15 protein-coding genes are annotated in these 15,064 nt (G+C 66.0%); 6 read left to right on the plus strand and 9 right to left on the minus strand.

All coding sequences use genetic code 11. The annotated features are described in order from the left end of the window. Positions 1-113: 113 nt before the first annotated feature. Both KPL74_13885 and KPL74_13890 read right to left on the minus strand, forming a co-directional pair. Entirely contained in the window at positions 114-2,438 is a 2,325-nt protein-coding gene (locus KPL74_13885) for a S9 family peptidase (GenBank protein QWT18831.1), read from the minus strand. Positions 2,439-2,550: 112 nt separating this feature from the next. After that, positions 2,551-3,363 (minus strand): SDR family oxidoreductase, encoded by an 813-nt coding sequence (locus tag KPL74_13890; protein QWT18832.1) that lies wholly within the window; start codon positions 3,361-3,363, stop codon positions 2,551-2,553. A gap of 137 nt (positions 3,364-3,500) precedes the next feature. Between KPL74_13890 and KPL74_13895 the strand changes: the two genes are divergently transcribed. Further along, positions 3,501-3,962, plus strand: coding sequence for a PA2169 family four-helix-bundle protein (locus tag KPL74_13895; protein QWT18833.1), 462 nt, complete (start codon positions 3,501-3,503; stop codon positions 3,960-3,962). A gap of 85 nt (positions 3,963-4,047) precedes the next feature. On the opposite strand, the gene KPL74_13900 is transcribed toward KPL74_13895, so the two are convergent. The 5 genes from KPL74_13900 to KPL74_13920 form a co-directional block, all read right to left on the minus strand. Beyond that, on the minus strand, positions 4,048-4,569 hold the full coding sequence (locus tag KPL74_13900; protein ID QWT18834.1) for a hypothetical protein: 522 nt from the start codon (positions 4,567-4,569) through the stop codon (positions 4,048-4,050). Positions 4,570-4,629: 60 nt separating this feature from the next. Beyond that, positions 4,630-5,403, minus strand: coding sequence for a YdcF family protein (locus KPL74_13905; GenBank protein QWT18835.1), 774 nt, complete (start codon positions 5,401-5,403; stop codon positions 4,630-4,632). A 47-nt stretch (positions 5,404-5,450) separates the two neighbouring features. After that, entirely contained in the window at positions 5,451-5,807 is a 357-nt protein-coding gene (locus KPL74_13910) for a response regulator (GenBank protein ID QWT18836.1), read from the minus strand. 111 nt (positions 5,808-5,918) lie between these two features. Next, the gene (locus KPL74_13915; GenBank protein ID QWT18837.1) at positions 5,919-6,554 is read right to left on the minus strand and encodes a response regulator transcription factor; all 636 of its coding nucleotides are present in this window, start codon (positions 6,552-6,554) and stop codon (positions 5,919-5,921) included. Next, complete coding sequence (locus KPL74_13920; protein ID QWT18838.1) at positions 6,551-8,449, minus strand: PAS domain S-box protein; 1,899 nt, start codon at positions 8,447-8,449, stop codon at positions 6,551-6,553. Before KPL74_13920 ends, KPL74_13915 begins: the two co-directional genes overlap by 4 nt. Before the next feature lie 302 nt (positions 8,450-8,751). Here KPL74_13920 and KPL74_13925 point away from each other — a divergent pair, with 302 nt between their 5' ends. Beyond that, positions 8,752-9,339: an AraC family transcriptional regulator gene (locus KPL74_13925; protein ID QWT18839.1), complete on the plus strand. Its 588-nt coding sequence runs from the start codon at positions 8,752-8,754 to the stop codon at positions 9,337-9,339. Between the two features lie 4 nt (positions 9,340-9,343). Here KPL74_13925 and wrbA read toward each other — a convergent pair whose 3' ends face one another. Continuing rightward, the gene (wrbA, locus tag KPL74_13930) at positions 9,344-9,943 is read right to left on the minus strand and encodes an NAD(P)H:quinone oxidoreductase (GenBank protein QWT18840.1); all 600 of its coding nucleotides are present in this window, start codon (positions 9,941-9,943) and stop codon (positions 9,344-9,346) included. Positions 9,944-10,051: 108 nt separating this feature from the next. Between wrbA and KPL74_13935 the strand changes: the two genes are divergently transcribed. From KPL74_13935 to KPL74_13945, 3 genes are read left to right on the plus strand one after another with little or no spacing between them, the layout of a single operon-like run. Then, entirely contained in the window at positions 10,052-10,324 is a 273-nt protein-coding gene (locus KPL74_13935) for a hypothetical protein (protein ID QWT18841.1), read from the plus strand. 48 nt (positions 10,325-10,372) lie between these two features. Next, positions 10,373-11,287, plus strand: a complete 915-nt coding sequence (locus KPL74_13940) for a hypothetical protein (protein QWT18842.1) — start codon at positions 10,373-10,375, stop codon at positions 11,285-11,287. 46 nt (positions 11,288-11,333) lie between these two features. Then, positions 11,334-11,513 (plus strand): hypothetical protein, encoded by a 180-nt coding sequence (locus KPL74_13945; GenBank protein ID QWT18843.1) that lies wholly within the window; start codon positions 11,334-11,336, stop codon positions 11,511-11,513. Here KPL74_13945 and KPL74_13950 read toward each other — a convergent pair. Beyond that, positions 11,479-13,074: a DUF3459 domain-containing protein gene (locus KPL74_13950; protein QWT18844.1), complete on the minus strand. Its 1,596-nt coding sequence runs from the start codon at positions 13,072-13,074 to the stop codon at positions 11,479-11,481. The genes KPL74_13945 and KPL74_13950 overlap by 35 nt on opposite strands. 230 nt (positions 13,075-13,304) lie before the next feature. Between KPL74_13950 and KPL74_13955 the strand changes: the two genes are divergently transcribed. After that, the gene (locus KPL74_13955) at positions 13,305-14,960 is read left to right on the plus strand and encodes an alpha-amylase family protein (GenBank protein QWT18845.1); all 1,656 of its coding nucleotides are present in this window, start codon (positions 13,305-13,307) and stop codon (positions 14,958-14,960) included. The last annotated feature ends 104 nt before the right edge of the window (positions 14,961-15,064 follow it).

Below are 15,064 nucleotides of genomic sequence, written 5' to 3' on the forward strand. Positions count from 1 at the left end.
CGACGGGCGTGGCTAACGCCTGCCCCGAAACGAGTGTAGGAGCGCGCCTGCGCGCGACAGCCTTTCGCGAGGCCAATCGCGCGCAGGCGCGCTCCTACAGTGGTGGCGCTCGACTATCGTTCGATCGGGGTCAGCTTGAATTCCTTCGGCGGCGTTTCACCCTTGAGGTAACGCACGAAGTAATCCCAGCGGCGGCGGGTCATGTATTGCGTGGCCGCGCCGTAGCCGTGGTGGGCGTTGGGGATCATCACCAGGTCGAAGTCCTTGTTGGCCTTGATCAGTGCATCGACCACCAGCAGGGTTTCGTACGGCGGCACGTTATCGTCGAAGGTGCCGTGGGCCATCATCAGGTGGCCCTTGAGGCCGTCGACCCACTTCTGGTTGGCCTGGTCGTCGTAGTTCGACTTGCCGTCCTTGTCCTTGACCAGCAGGCCCTGCCACTTCTCGGCCCAGTCGTCTTCGTAGTTGCGGTTATCGTGGTTGCCCGACTCCGAGATGCCGACCTTGAAGGTATCGGCATAGCGGAACATCGCCGTCGCGGTGGCGTTGCCGCCGCCGGAATGGCCCCAGATGCCGACCTTGTCGCCGTCGATCCAGGCGTTCTGCTTCACCAGCTGTTTCACCGCCGCGACCTGGTCGGGCAGCGTGTTGTCGCCGATGTTCTGGAAGTACGCGTCGTGGAACGCCTTCGAACGCAGCGGCGTGCCCATGCCGTCGACCGCGACGACGACGAAGCCGAGTTCGGCCAGCGCCTGGTTGTCACCGTGCGAGGGGGCGAAGCTGCGCGTGCGCACCGAACCCACCTGCGGGCCCGGGTAGATGTAGACCACCAGCGGATACTTCTTCGACGGATCGAAATGCGACGGCTTGAACATCTGGCCGTACAGGTCGGTCTTGCCGTCGCGCGCCTTCACCGTGAACGAGGTCGGGGCGACCCAGCCGGCGGCCTTCAGGCGCGAGACGTCGGCGCGGGCGATCTCCTTCACCGTGGCCCCCGTATCCGAACGACGGACTACCGCAACAGGCGGCGTGTCGATCGTCGAATAGGAGTCGAAGAAATACGTGCCGTCCTTCGACACCGACACCGTGTGGTCCGCCTTTTCCGGGGTCAGCAGGGTCAGGCCCTTGCCGTCGAAGCCGACCTTGTAGAACTGCTGGTAGTAGGGATCGACGCCCTTCTCGCGGCCGACGCCACGGAACCAGATCGTCTTCGTCTTGGGATCGACGTGCAGCACCTGGGTGACGTTCCAGTCGCCCTTGGTGATCTGCTGCTCGAGCTTGCCGGTCTTCAGGCTGTACATGTACAGGTGGCCCCAGTTGCTCCGTTCGGAGAACCAGACCACCTGGTCGGTCTCTGGCACGTACTGCCAGTTGGCCATTTCGTTGCCGCCCTCGAAATAGGTCTTCGCCTTTTCGTCGAACACGGTGCGCACGTCACCGGTTTCCGGGTTGGCGACGCGGAACCATTCGTGGGTGTGGTCGCGTGCCGTGGAGACGAAGGCGATGCTCTTGCCGTCGGCCGACCAGCGCACGTCGTCCCACACGCCGGGGCTGCACGACACGTCGTCGCAGATGGTCGAGCGATGCTGGTCCGGCTGCATCTTGAAACGGACGAGCTTCTTCGTCGGCACGTCGATCACGACGCGCTCGATCATGGTCACGTCCTGGTCGCCCGGCAGCGGGTATTTCCAGGTGTCGACCTTGGGGTGGCCAACGTTGACGCTGACGAGGGTCATCTCGCCGGTCTTGCGCTGGTCCTGCTGGAACGTGGCGACCTTCTTCGAATCCGGCGACCAGACCAGGATGGCCTCGTCGGTGTGCTTCCAGCCGGCATTGTCGGTGGCGTAGCCGTAATCCTTGATGCCGTCGGTGGTCAGCTGGGTTTCCGCGCCGGAGGCCACGTCGCGCACCCACATGTTCCAGTCACGCACGAAGGCTTCGGACTTGCCGTCCGGCGACTTCAGGCCCGGCTCTTCGCCGTAGGCCTTGCCGTTCGGATCCTTCTTCACCGCGGCCAGCTCGCACTTACCCATCGCCTTGTCGCAGGTGTAGTGCTTGCCACCCGAGGTGATGTCGAGGCCATCGTCCGGACGGACGACGAAGTCGGTAACCGGGATCTTCGCCGGGTCGACCTTCTTGCCGGTGGCTTCGGATAGTGCCTTCGCGACCTTGTCGCGGTCGAACGCCGGGGTGGCGTTGCCGGTGGCGGCGTCGACGGTCAGGTACTGGTCGCCATCCTTCGAATGGTCGCGGTACCAGAAATGGCCGTCGTCGACCCACTTCACGCGCTGCACGGAGTGATCCACGAGCGGCATGGTGTTGTTCGCCAGCATCGCATCGGCGCGACGGTAATCGTCGACGCTGACGGCCTGGGCGGAAACGGCCCCGGCAAGGCCGAGGAGGACGGCGCCAGCCAGCGCCGGATAATGTTTGGACATCGTAAAACCCCATGACGGAACGTGTCGGCGCGGATCGCGCCGCGAACCGGACGAGGCTAGCCCCCGGCGCGGGGCCGGGCGTATGCCAGAGGTCATGGTCGCCGGTGGCGGCTTACCCGGTCTTGCCGTGGACCCGGAAACGACGGCCCTGGCGTTCGACCATCTTCAGCGCAAGGGCGTCGGGCAGCAGCTTGAACAGCGCCTTGACCGCCCGGTTGACCCGGCCATTGACATAGACCGGCGTGCCGGCCTCTACGGCATCAAGGCCCTGGCGGGCAACCGTCGGCGAATCCATCCACATGAAGCCGGGCATCTTCGAGACCAGCGGCCGCGAGCCGTTCACGTCGTGGAATTCCGAGTAGGTGAAACCCGGGCAGACCGCGGTGACCTGCACGCCCGTACCCTTCGTCTCAAGAGCCAGCGATTGCGAGAACTTGATGAGGTAGGCCTTGGACGCGGCATACAGCGTGTGCCCCGCTGATCCCGGCACGTGGCCGGCCAGCGAGGCCACGTTGATGATCCGGCCATGCCCGCGCGCTTTCATGGCCGGGAGCAAACGCCAGCAGAGCTCGGTCGGCGCGGTCATGAGCACCTGGATGAAGGCGGCGTGGGTCTGCCAGGGTTGCTCGTCAAGATAGCCGGTGACGCCGTAGCCGGCGTTGTTGACCAGCGTGTCGATCTGCAAGCCCTGGGCCTCCAACGCGGCGACAAGCGCTTCCACGCCGTCGGTGCGCGCGAGGTCGAGCGGAGCGACGATCGCTTCAATCCCATGCCGTTCGCGCAACTCCGTCGCAAGTGCTTCGAGACGATCGGCGCGACGCGCCGTGAGGACGAGGTCGTGGCCACGCCGCGCGAGTTCGCGCGCGAACGCTTCACCGATGCCTGCCGATGCGCCTGTAACCAGTGCGCGACGCCTGGATGTCATTTCAATCTCCGGAAAAACACATGTATGAACCGCTTGCCCGCGTGGTGGAACCCGCCACGCGTATTTCACGCGCCGCATCCGCCCCCGGACGCGATGCTGGCACTCCCCGACGACACCCATACCAAGGAGCACGACTGATGACTGCAACGACCGAACATGACATCAAGGTTCTCAACAACCTGATCGAAACCACGATCGACAGCGCCGAAGGCTATGGCGAGGCGGCCAAGGATGCTGAAAACACCCGTTATGCGGCGTCGTTCCAGCAGCGCGCTTCCGAGCGTCGCCAGGTCACCCAGCGCCTGCAGCAGCAGGTCCGTTCACTGGGCGGCACCCCGGAAGACGACGGCACCGTGCTGGCCAAGGCCCACCGCATGTTCGTCGAGCTGCGCGCGAAGATCGGCTCGAAGGACGATGTCGCGATCGTCGACGAAGTCGAACGCGGCGAAGACCACATCAAGGCGAAGTACGAAGACGCGCTGAAGGACAACGATGTCACTGCCGGCACGCGCTCGCTGATCAACGAAGCCTACGTTTCGGTGAAGAGCGGCCATGACCAGATGCGTGATCTCAAGCACGCCCTGCACGGCACCAACTAAGCATCATTACCTGTAGGAGCGCGCCTGCGCGCGATGGGGGTTACATCAGCCCCCATCGCGCGCAGGCGCGCTCCTACATTTACGTTTACTGCTGCGCGTCGTCTTCCGACATCAGCGCATTGATCTGCGCCTTGTGCGATTCATAGAAGGCGACGTTCTTCTGGTTGACCTTCGACTGGTCAACATACTGCGCCATCTGAGGGTTGTTCTTAGCTTCCGACGCGATCGCCGCATTGGTGACGGCGAGGTTGGCGAGCATGAAATCGCGCGGCGTGAAACCGTTCTTCTGGATCAGCGGCCCGATACGCGGGTCGGAGTCGGTCACCGTCTTCGCCAGGTCGTCCAGCGAATGGATCTTCGAGAAATCGGTCGGCGCGTCCTTCGGCTTGATGCCCTGCTTCTTCGCTTCCTTCGACACCGCAACCAATCGGTTGAACACGTCGTCGGTGAGATTGAAGTTCTGGATCGCCTGCCTGTCCGATGCAGGGATCTGCGAGGCGGGATTCGCGGCCGGTGCCGGCGTGGCAGGCTGGGCCTGCTGGGCGAAACTGGCCGGGGCGATCGAGGCGGTGGCCAGCAGGGCGGCAAAGATGTAACGAGACTTCACAGGCATCTCCTTGGTTGGCTGTCCGTGGCTGGACGATGGGCCAGCATAAGTGGCCGGATGTTAGCTATGTGTCTGCACGCTCACGTTTTCTTCAGGAACCTTCGGCGCGTTCCAGCCCATGGCGTTATACAGGTGGTAACGCCACACGCCGACATATTCGTGGATGGCGAAATCGGCGAAGAACAGGTTCTCGCTGCTCGGCAACCAGTCGTAACGCGCCTGCACATAATCGCCGCGCACCGGCTCGGCGCGCATGCCGAAATGCGCGAAGTAAAGCAACGATCGCTTCAGGTGCACGGCCGACGACACCAGCACGACCTTGTCGGCGCGGTAGGCCATGACCAGTGGGCGGCTGTTCTGTGCGTTGGCGAAGGTGTTCATGCTGTTCGCCTCGAGGATCAGGTCGGCGCGCGGCACGCCCAGCCGGTCCAGCGTCACGGCGTACGTATCGGCCTCGGCCACGCCGTTATGCGCGGCATCGCCGCCGCTCACCTCCACCTTGCAATCCGCGCCGGTGGCCTTGCACGCCCGGTATAACTCGGCGCTGCGCAGGATCCGTCCATTCGCGTACAGGCTCGGTTCGACCGACCCTGCCCCGCCGCGTACCGTGCCGGCGCCGAGCAGGATGATCACGTTGCGCTGGCCCCAACCGGTCACGTCGGGCGAGAAGCCCGATTGCAGGTTACCCAGCAGCAGGCCGGTCAGTGGTCCGCAGCCGGCGAAGAACAGCCACGCCACGGCGAGCAACAACATGCCGCCTCCGGCGCGGCGGCGACGGCGCCAGCCCAGGAGGACGGCGAGGAGGAGCAGGATCAGGAAGAGAGTCAGTGTCATGGGCCCGGAGCGTAGCAAACCCCGGTGCCGAAACCACGACAGGGCGCCTAGTGGCCGCTGGCGAGGGCCTTTTCCAGGCAATGGACCAGGGTGTCGCCGACGTAGGGCTTGCCCAGGTAGCAGAACGCACCGGCGGCCATGACGCTCTCGCGCACCGTGTCATCAGGGAAGCCGGAGACGAAGACGATGGGATAGGTGCGCCCGCGCTCCATCAGGCGGCGCTGCAGCACGGTGCCATCGATGCCCGGCATGTGCACGTCGGTCACGAGGCAGTCGACGCCCTCGTCGCCGCCGGGGCGGAGGAAATCTTCGGCGGACGCAAACCCGCGTGCTTCGTGTCCCAGCGATCGGACCAGGCTCACGGTGGCCTGGCGCACCGCTTCGTCATCGTCAACGATCGCCACAATCCTGTTCGCGGCCAAGCTGTGATCCTCATCACGCACCCGATGCTCGCCACAGTGCGCCGCTGGTTTGCGGATGGGAATCATACGGAGGTGTGTGGCGCCGCTTTTTGTTCAGCCACGGTCGCCCAGCGCTTCGGCGTGCCGGACCAGGTCGGCCAGCGAACGCACGCCCATCTTGCGCATCACGTTGCCGCGATGGATCTTCACGGTGATTTCCGACAAGCCAAGCAGCGCACCGACCTGTTTGTTCATCAGCCCGGCAGTCACGTGGCGCATCACCTCGCGCTCGCGCGGGGTCAGCGATGCATAGGCGGTGCGCACCGACGAGAGTGCGTCGGCATCGCGACGGCCCGCCGCATCGCGCTCGATCGCCGCGGCGACGGCGTCGAGCATGTCCTGGTCGCGGAATGGCTTGGCCAGGAAGTCGAGCGCCCCGGCCTTCATCGCCCGCACCGACATGGGGATGTCGCCGTGGCCGGTCATGAAGACGATCGGCAGGCTGTTTTCCATCGCGGCCAGCTGGGCCTGGAAGTCCAGCCCGCTGACCCCCGGAAGGCGCACGTCCAGCACCAGGCAGCCCGGCGCGGCGGCGTTTTCGCGGACAAGGAAATCGGCGGTGCTGCCGAAGGTGGCGACGGCCAGCCCGACGGAGCGGAACAACGATCCCAGCGCTTCACGCACGGCCGCGTCGTCGTCGACGACGCAGACGATCGGCGCCTGTGCCACGGCGGGCTGCGGACAGTTCATGCGCGGGCCTCCTCGGCCACCGTGACCGGCAGCGTGAAATGGAAGGTCGCTCCCCCCTCAGGGCGATTGGTCGCCCACAGGCGCCCACCGTGAGATTCCACGGTGGAGCGGCAGATGGCAAGCCCCATGCCCATGCCGCCACCGCGGCTGGTGACGAAGGCATCGAACAGGCTGGCGGCGATGTCGTCGGGGATGCCCGTGCCGGTGTCTTCCACCTCCACCAGCAGACCCTCGCCGGCGTCGGCCCTGGCCCGCACGGTGAGCTCGCGCCGGCCGGGCACGCTGCCCATGGCGCGGATCGCGTTGCCCATGAGGTTGATCACCACCTGCTGGAGCTGGACGCGATCGCCGCGCGGCAGCGGCGCGGCGCGATCGACCTCGACCGTGAGGCCCACCCGGTGGCGCACCAGCTCGCCATCGAGCAGCAGCGCACATTCGTCGACCAGCGCCCGCAGGTCGAAACGGACGTGCTGGCGCGGCTCCTTGCTGGCGAGGCTGCGGACCCGGTGGACCACTTCGCTCGCACGCCGGGCGTCACGCACCACCCGTTCGATGCCATCGCAGGCCTCGCCCAGGTCGGGCTGGTCGCGGCGCAGCCAGCGCAGGGCCGCCTCGCCGTGGGTGACGATGGCGGCAAGCGGCTGGTTCACTTCGTGGGCGATGGACGCGCTCATCTCGCCCAGCGCGGTAACCCGTGCCGCCTGCGCCAGTTCGGCCTGCACGGCCATCAGGGCGTGCTCCGCGCGCTTGCGGTCGGTGATGTCGACCACGCTGATCAAGACACGGTCGTAGCGCGAGGTGCCCAACGGCATGCTCAGGGCGAACAGGACGTTCAGGCGCTCGCCTTTCAGGTTGACCAGGTGGGTCTCGCCCTCGGCCGTGCCGGCGCCTTCGAAAACGCAGAGCAGGGTCTGGGCAAACGTGCGGTCGCTTCCCGGCAGGAAACGGTCCAGTGGCCCGAGCAGGTCATCGCGGCGCTGGGCGCCGAGCAGGCGTACCGTTGCGGCATTGACGTCGGTCACCATGGTCAGGGCACAGGCGTCGCGCACGAAGCCGGGGTTTGCTTGTAGGTAGGCGGAGAGGTCGACGACGCCCTGCCTGCGCAAAACGGCGATGCGCTCCATCACCAGGGTGTAGTCCTCTTCCCAGAACGAGAACCTGGCGCTCTCGAAAATCGCACGGTAGCGGCGCTCGCTCTCGGCCAGGGCGGCATCGGCGGCGCGCCGGGCGGTGATGTCGGTGCCTGCCTCGAGGATCTGCTGCGCACGCCCCGCCGCGTCGCGCAGCAACGCGCAGCGCGCTTCGACCAGCACGATGCGGCCATCGCGGTGTTGCTGGATCAGCTCGCCTTCCCAACGTCCTTCGGAAAACAGGTGGGCGTCCATGTCGATGCGGCTGCCGGCGAAGGCCGTGGCCAGCAGCTCGCTGGCCCGGCGGCCTATGGCCTGGCGCGCAGTCCAGCCGTACAGCACTTCCGCACCACTGTTCCATTCCACGATGACGTCATCGGTGTCGCGCACATAGATCGAATCGTGGGTGAGGTCGATCAGGCTGGCCTGGCGGCTGATGGTGGCCATGCGCTCGCGCGCGCGAAGCGACAGCACCCCGGTGACGCCGATCGCCGACAGGCTGACCCCGCAGCGCAGCATCGCCGCGTCCGCGCCGGTCCAGCCATGCCCGCGCACATACGAGGCCACGGTCAACAGGCTGCACCCGACCACCGCACCGACGATGGCCAGGCGACTGGAAGTGGCGGCCACCAGCAGGACCACGACGAGATAGACGACCGCCACGGCGCCCTGCAGGGGGGTAAAGGTATCGACGATGAAGACCGCCAGGGCGAGCATCGCCCCGGCCACCCACTGCCATCCCGACCGCCCACGGCGAGGCCCCATGACGGACCTGGCAGGTGCGTGGATCGGTTCACCGGGATGGGGCATCAGTCACTCTTTCTTGGGCGGTCTTATACAGATTCGGCCAGAAGCGTGGCGAAACTCACCCTGGCAGTCTTGCACGCTGGTGATGGTTTTTGACCGTTACGGCACGACCGTTACAAGAAAGGTGTCATCCGTCCAAATCATCCTTAGGTATGGGCCGCCACGGCCCTTCGTAGAATTCAGTCCACCCCCGGCTCGCGCATAGGCTGCAAGGGTGGGCGGCAGTGCCCATGCCTGTCCCTCCCCGTGGAGCCAAGACCATGCGCTACGAATCGAATGCCTACGCCACGCCGGCCCCTGCGGCCGATGCCGTCCATGTGCTGGCGCCCTTCGCCGCGACCTCGGCCGACAACGAGCCGACGGTCGCCCGCCTGCTGGAACAGGCCTTGACCGCGGTGCAGACCGACCTTGCCACGACCCGCGCCTGCGTGGCCCGGGTCGCCGCCTTGCTCGAGCATGCCGATGCCCCCGTGATGGACGAGCCGCTCGCCCCGCGGCGCCGGGTCGGTGCCGGCCTCGCCCCGTGGCAGGCCCGCCGGGTGGCGGCCCATGTCGACGAGAACCTCGGCCTGCCGATCACCATCGACCACCTGTCGACCCTGGCCGGCCTGTCGAGCAGCTATTTCTGCCGGGCGTTCAAGGACACCTTCGGCGAGCCGCCGCACGCCTTCATCATGCGCAAGCGGGTCGAACGCGCCCAGCAGCTGATGCTGCAGACCCGTGAGCCGCTCAGCCAGATCGCGCTCGCCTGCGGCCTCTCCGACCAGGCCCACCTGTGCAATCTGTTCCGCCGCCTGGTCGGGCAGAGCCCGAGCCATTGGCGGCGGTCGCAGTGGCAGGAGGCGTGAAGCGCTAGCCGAACAGTTTCGTGGCTACTTCGGCCACGAGCTTGCCCTGGAAACGGGCGCCGGCCAGTTCGTTTTCCGTGGGTTGGCGCGAGCCGTCGCCGGCGGCGATGGTGGTGGCACCGTAGGGGCTGCCGCCGGAGATTTCCTTCAGGGTCATCTGGCCCTGGAAGCTGTAAGGCAGGCCGACCGGGATGAGGCCGAGGTGCATCAGGTTGGTGATGATGGAGAACAGCGTGGTTTCCTGTCCGCCGTGTTGGGTGGCCGTGGAGGCGAAGGCGGCGCCGACCTTGCCGTTGAGCGCACCGCGTGCCCACAACGGGCCGGTCTGGTCGAGGAAGTTGGCCATCTGGGAGCTCATGCGGCCAAAGCGGGTTCCGGTGCCGACGATGATCGCGTCGTAGGCTTCGAGCTCTTCCGGACGCGCAATCGGTGCCGCCTGTTCCAGCTTGAAATGAGACGCGCGTGCCGTGTCTTCCGGCACAAGCTCAGGGACACGCTTGATGTCTACGCTGGCACCTGCGTCGCGTGCGCCAGCGGCGACGGCTTCGGCCATCTTCTCGATGTGCCCGTAGGCCGAGTAATACAGCACAAGTACTTTCGCCATGGAATCGCTCCTCGCTGAAAGGATCAGGACAGGGAAATTAGGCAGTTTGCCGTGCAGGTCACGTGTGGATGCCAGCGCACTGGGATCCAACGCATCGAGGTTATGGGTATGTCGTACGCGCCGATTGTCGATATCCGTTCCGCCGCTCCGACGCCACCGAGCAAGGCCCACGCATGGCAGGTGCTGCGCGAGGCATCGCGCATCGAGCCGGACGAGGCCGCGCGCATCGCGTGGTATCGCGAGGAGCCGATCGCCCTGCTCGGCCGTTTCACCGCTGAAACACTGGTGGCGATGGGCCGCCACGCCGAAGTACTGGAGTTCCTTCGTGGCGTGCGGCTGGACCTGGGGCTGGAGCCCTCGCACGGGTTTGGGGCGTTCTAGCCGGTAACGCGATAACCTGCGGGCATCGACCTGCCTGGCCGCTCCCCCGTGACCATCGAAGAAGCCCTGTTCGCCGAGCGCGACGAACGCCTTAGCGCCGAGCGCGCCTACGAGCTGTACTGGGCCGAGTTGCTCGGCGATGCACCGCGGTTCACCTGCGTTGGCGAGGGCTGCCACGCTCCGATCACCTGCGCGTGCCTGCGCAAGCCCGAACAGAACCTGCTGATCCGACCCTATTTCCGCTCGCATCGGCGGGAAGACCACGCTGCCACGTGCGAGGTGGTGAACGGCCGCGGGGAGGCGAAGCCGAAAGAAACCGCCGACGTGTTCGACGCGGAGCGCCCGGCCAACCACTTTCGCCGCGAGCCTCGCGCCGATACCACGGTCGCGGCGCGTCCGCGCGCACCGGCGGCGCAAGGCGCTGGTGCGACCGCGCCGGCACCGCGCGCGAGCCACTACTACCGCCTCTCGTCGCTGGTGCAAAAATTCCTCGAGCACCGTCGCGACCACGACCTTGCCGAAGCCGCGGTCACCATCGGCGGCGAGACGACCACTTATGAAGCGCTGTTCCGCAATGTCTATCGGCAGAAGGTCGCCGACCACCTGCAGACGCGCGCGGTCTGGTGGGGCACGGCGTCGCTGCGCGCCACGAAGGAAGGTGGCTATTACCTGCGTTTCACCCGCCCCTTTCGGCATGGCGACGAGTTGCTGAAGCCGACGATCACGCTCACGGCGAAGGACATCGACGCCTATCCGGTACGCAAGCTGCTACGCGCGCGGCTGGACAAGCTGATCGCCGAGCACGATGGCTATTGCGTGCTGTTCGTCTGGGCCCGGCCATGGATGCCCAGGGATTCGGACAAGCCCTTCGTACGCTTCTACGTCGATAATCCCGACCATCTCGACGTGCGCGGCCCGGAGATCCTGGAAGAGCTGAAGAACACTTCGCGGGTCGCGTCCTGACCGGCCTACACCCGTGGCACACACCTGCTGACCGACCATGGACCCCATGCCCCGCAAGCCCCGCCGCTTCCGCCTGCCCTTCGTCCGCCATCCGCGCGATGCCTCGCACGACTACAACGACGCCAGCTACGACGGCGGCGTGTCGGGCGGTGCTTATACCCGGCACATCGTGATCGGCGTCATCGTCGTGGTCACGCTGGTCGCTGTCCTGCGCTGGGCGCTCTGACGATCCGCGCTTCGTTGGCGCGCAACCCGGGGCCGCCCTCGTCGCCATGCGTCGAGAGGACCAGCGTGCCATCCAGGGCCACAGGCGACGGCGCGTCCTGCGCCGTGAAGTTCAGCGCCACGACGAACCGTTCGCCATCGCCTTCGTTTTCGCGCGCATAGACCAGCACGGCGTCGTTGCAGCCCAGCACCGTGATCGCGCCCTGGTTCAGCGCGTCGTGTTCGCGACGCAGGCGCAGCAGCTGGCGATACAGGGCGAGCAGCGAAGCGGGATCGTCGTCTTCGCTCGCCACGTTGATGGTCGCGACGTCGGCGCCCAGCGGTAACCACGGCACGCCTCGCGTGAAACCCGCGCCTTCGCGTGCGAACCAGCGCATTGGCGTGCGCTGTGGATCACGCCCCAGCCCCTTGCCGGGCTCGTTGTGTTCGAACGGGTCGCGCACCGCCGCGGGCGGGATCGTCGCGTCGTGCATACCGATTTCGTCGCCGTAGTACAGCGTGGGCGTACCGCGGAGCGTCAGCAGGAGCACGGCGGCAAGGCGTGCCTGGGCGTCGCCCACGCGCGAGGCGATGCGTGGCTTGTCGTGGTTGCCGAGTACCCAGTTCGGCCAGCCGCCCTTCGGCAGCGCGGCCTCGTAACGTTCGACCAGGCCGCCGATGAAGCGCGCATCCCACGGCGCGCCGATCAACAGGAAATTGAACGGAAGGTTCGCGCCCTCCAGGTCCTTGCCGTAGTACGCCACGATGCGTTCCAGCGGAAGATACAGCTCGCCGATCAGCACGCGATCGGGGAATTCATCGACCACCGCGCGCATCGCCGCCACGATGCCCTGCACTTCGGGAAGATCGGCGGTGTAAAGCGGCAGGAAGCGGTTCGCATCGGCGTCGATGCCTGCGCGAAACGCCGGATCCAGCGGGTTGTCGCGGAACGCCGCATCTTTCATCAGGTGATAGAGCACGTCTACGCGGAATCCGTCGACGCCTCGCCGTAGCCAGAAACGCATGGCGTCGTACATCGCCTCGCGCAGCACCGGATTACGCCAGTTGAGGTCCGGCTGCTTGTCTAGGAACAGGTGCAGGTAGTACTGGCCGGTGGGCTCGTCGAAGGCCCACGCACTGCCGCCGAAATTCGACAGCCAGTTGTTCGGCACGCCACCGCCAGGCGCGGGATCCCGCCAGATGTACCAGTCACGGAACGCGCTGTCGCGCGAACGCCGGCTCTCGCGGAACCAGGGATGTTCGTCCGAGCTGTGGTTCGGCACGAAGTCGAGGATGACCTTCAGGCCTAGCGCATGCGCGTCGGCGAGCAGTCCATCCATTGATTCGATGTCGCCGAACAGTGGATCGACACCACGGTAGTCACTCACGTCATAACCGAAATCCGCCATCGGCGACGGGTAGATCGGCGAGATCCAAAGCGCATCCACCCCCAGGCCCGCGAGGTACGGCAACTTCCCGCGGATACCTTCCAGGTCCCCGATGCCATCGCCATTGGCATCGGCAAACGACCGCGGATAGATCTGGTAGATGACGCCGTTGCGCCACCAGGTGCGTTGAGGCATGGCAGGACCTTTCGTGGGAGGCGGGAGGCGGGAGGTGGGAGGTGGGAGGTGGGGGCGGGATGCATGACGGTGGCGTGGCGCGCCGGCGCACGATTGCAGCGAGAAGTAAGCGATGCCCGGTGAAGCGGACGCATACCGCAGCTTCACCGGGGCCATCGCAAGCTCCGCGCAAACGAAACTGCCCCAGGCCGCCACCCACCTCCCACCTCCCATCTCCCAGCCCCCTCCCAATGATCAACGACCTCTGGTACAAGAACGCCGTCATCTACTGTCTGTCGGTCGCGACTTTCCAGGATTCCAACGGCGATGGCGTCGGGGACTTCCAGGGGTTGGGGCGAAGGCTGGATTACCTGCATGGGCTGGGGGTGACGGCGGTATGGCTGATGCCGTTCCAGACCTCGCCGGGTCGGGATGGGGGCTACGACATCGCCGATTACTACAACGTCGATCCGCGCTTCGGCACGCTGGGTGACTTCGTCGAATTTACCCACGCTGCACAGCAACGCGGGATGCGGGTGTTGATCGACCTGGTGGTGAACCACACCTCGGACCAGCACCCCTGGTTCCGCGAGGCCTGCAGTGACCCAACGTCGCGCTATCGCGACTGGTACGTATGGTCGAAGACGAAGCCGGCAAACGCCGACGAAGGCATGGTCTTCCCGGGCGTGCAGAAGAGCACCTGGACGTACGAGAAGCGCGCGAAGGCGTGGTACTTCCATCGCTTCTTCGACTTCCAGCCGGACCTGGATACCTCGAACCCGTATGTGCAGGCCGAGATCCTGAAGATCATGGGCTTCTGGACGCAGTTGGGTGTCTCCGGCTTTCGCATGGACGCGGTGCCGTTCGTCATCGCGACCAAGGGCGCGGACGTACGCCGGCCGAAGGAACAGTTCGACATGCTGCGCTCGTTCCGCGAGTTGCTGCAGTGGCGCAAGGGCGACGCGATCATCCTCGCCGAGGCCAACGTGTTGCCGAAGGATGACCTGGCCTACTTCGGCGACGACGGCGATCGCCTGCAGATGATGTTCAACTTCCAGGTGAACCAAAATCTGTTCTACGCGCTGGCCTCCGGCGATGTCCGTCCGCTGGCGGGTGCCCTGGAGAAGACACGGCCGCGACCTGCGACGGGACAGTGGGCGCTGTTCCTGCGCAACCACGACGAGCTCGACCTCGGGCGGCTGACGGCGCGCCAGCGCGAACGCGTGTTTGCCGAATTCGGGCCGGACAAGGACATGCAGTTGTACGACCGGGGCATTCGCCGGCGCCTGGCGCCGATGCTGCGCAACGATCGTCGCCGGCTGGAGCTGGCGTACAGCCTCATGCTGACCCTGCCCGGCACGCCGGTGCTGCGCTACGGCGACGAGATCGGCATGGGCGATGACCTCGCCCTGCCCGAGCGCGAGTGCGCGCGCACGCCGATGCAGTGGTCCGCCGAGCCGTTCGCCGGCTTCACCGATGCGAAGCGGCCCGTCGCACCGATCATCAGCGACGGGCCGTTCGGCTATCCGCATGTCAACGTGGCGGCCCAGCGACGTGACCCGGGGTCACTGATGAACTGGATGGAACGGGTCATCCGCGCGCGCAAGGAGATCCTCGAAGTGTCATGGGGCGACTTCGAGGTATTGCCGCTGGATGACAACGCGGTGCTGATGATGCGCTACACATGGCGCGGCAACGCCGTGGTGTTCCTGCACAACCTGGCCGATGCGCCGGTGGAGGTGGCCTTCCGGCTGCCAGCAGCGCTGACCAACGTGCTTTCCGGCGACCACAGCGAGCCAGGCAAGGACGGCGTGCACCGGATCATGCTCGAGCCTTACGGCTATCGATGGTTCCGCGAGGGCGGCCTTGGCTACATCCTGCAGCGCAAGGAAGTCGACGGCGTCTGACCCCTCCCTGCAAGGGATTGCAGATTCCACGCCGCGCATACCCCTTTTGGGGGTAGGCATCGATCCTTGCGTGCGCAATGCTTCGATCCTATTACGATACCGTG

Source organism: Bacillus sp. NP157, from assembly GCA_018889975.1.
GTDB lineage: Bacteria > Pseudomonadota > Gammaproteobacteria > Xanthomonadales > Rhodanobacteraceae > Luteibacter.

Coding starts and splice junctions, on each gene's coding strand:
- KPL74_13950 (QWT18844.1), bottom strand. CDS start 13,074: ATGCCTCAACGCACCTGGTGGCGCAACGGCGTCATCTACCAGATCTAT.
- KPL74_13920 (QWT18838.1), bottom strand. CDS start 8,449: ATGGGGCCTCGCCGTGGGCGGTCGGGATGGCAGTGGGTGGCCGGGGCG.
- KPL74_13915 (QWT18837.1), bottom strand. CDS start 6,554: ATGAACTGTCCGCAGCCCGCCGTGGCACAGGCGCCGATCGTCTGCGTC.
- KPL74_13905 (QWT18835.1), bottom strand. CDS start 5,403: ATGACACTGACTCTCTTCCTGATCCTGCTCCTCCTCGCCGTCCTCCTG.
- KPL74_13955 (QWT18845.1), top strand. CDS start 13,305: ATGATCAACGACCTCTGGTACAAGAACGCCGTCATCTACTGTCTGTCG.
- KPL74_13945 (QWT18843.1), top strand. CDS start 11,334: ATGCCCCGCAAGCCCCGCCGCTTCCGCCTGCCCTTCGTCCGCCATCCG.
- wrbA (QWT18840.1), bottom strand. CDS start 9,943: ATGGCGAAAGTACTTGTGCTGTATTACTCGGCCTACGGGCACATCGAG.
- KPL74_13895 (QWT18833.1), top strand. CDS start 3,501: ATGACTGCAACGACCGAACATGACATCAAGGTTCTCAACAACCTGATC.
- KPL74_13935 (QWT18841.1), top strand. CDS start 10,052: ATGTCGTACGCGCCGATTGTCGATATCCGTTCCGCCGCTCCGACGCCA.
- KPL74_13890 (QWT18832.1), bottom strand. CDS start 3,363: ATGACATCCAGGCGTCGCGCACTGGTTACAGGCGCATCGGCAGGCATC.
- KPL74_13885 (QWT18831.1), bottom strand. CDS start 2,438: ATGTCCAAACATTATCCGGCGCTGGCTGGCGCCGTCCTCCTCGGCCTT.
- KPL74_13925 (QWT18839.1), top strand. CDS start 8,752: ATGCGCTACGAATCGAATGCCTACGCCACGCCGGCCCCTGCGGCCGAT.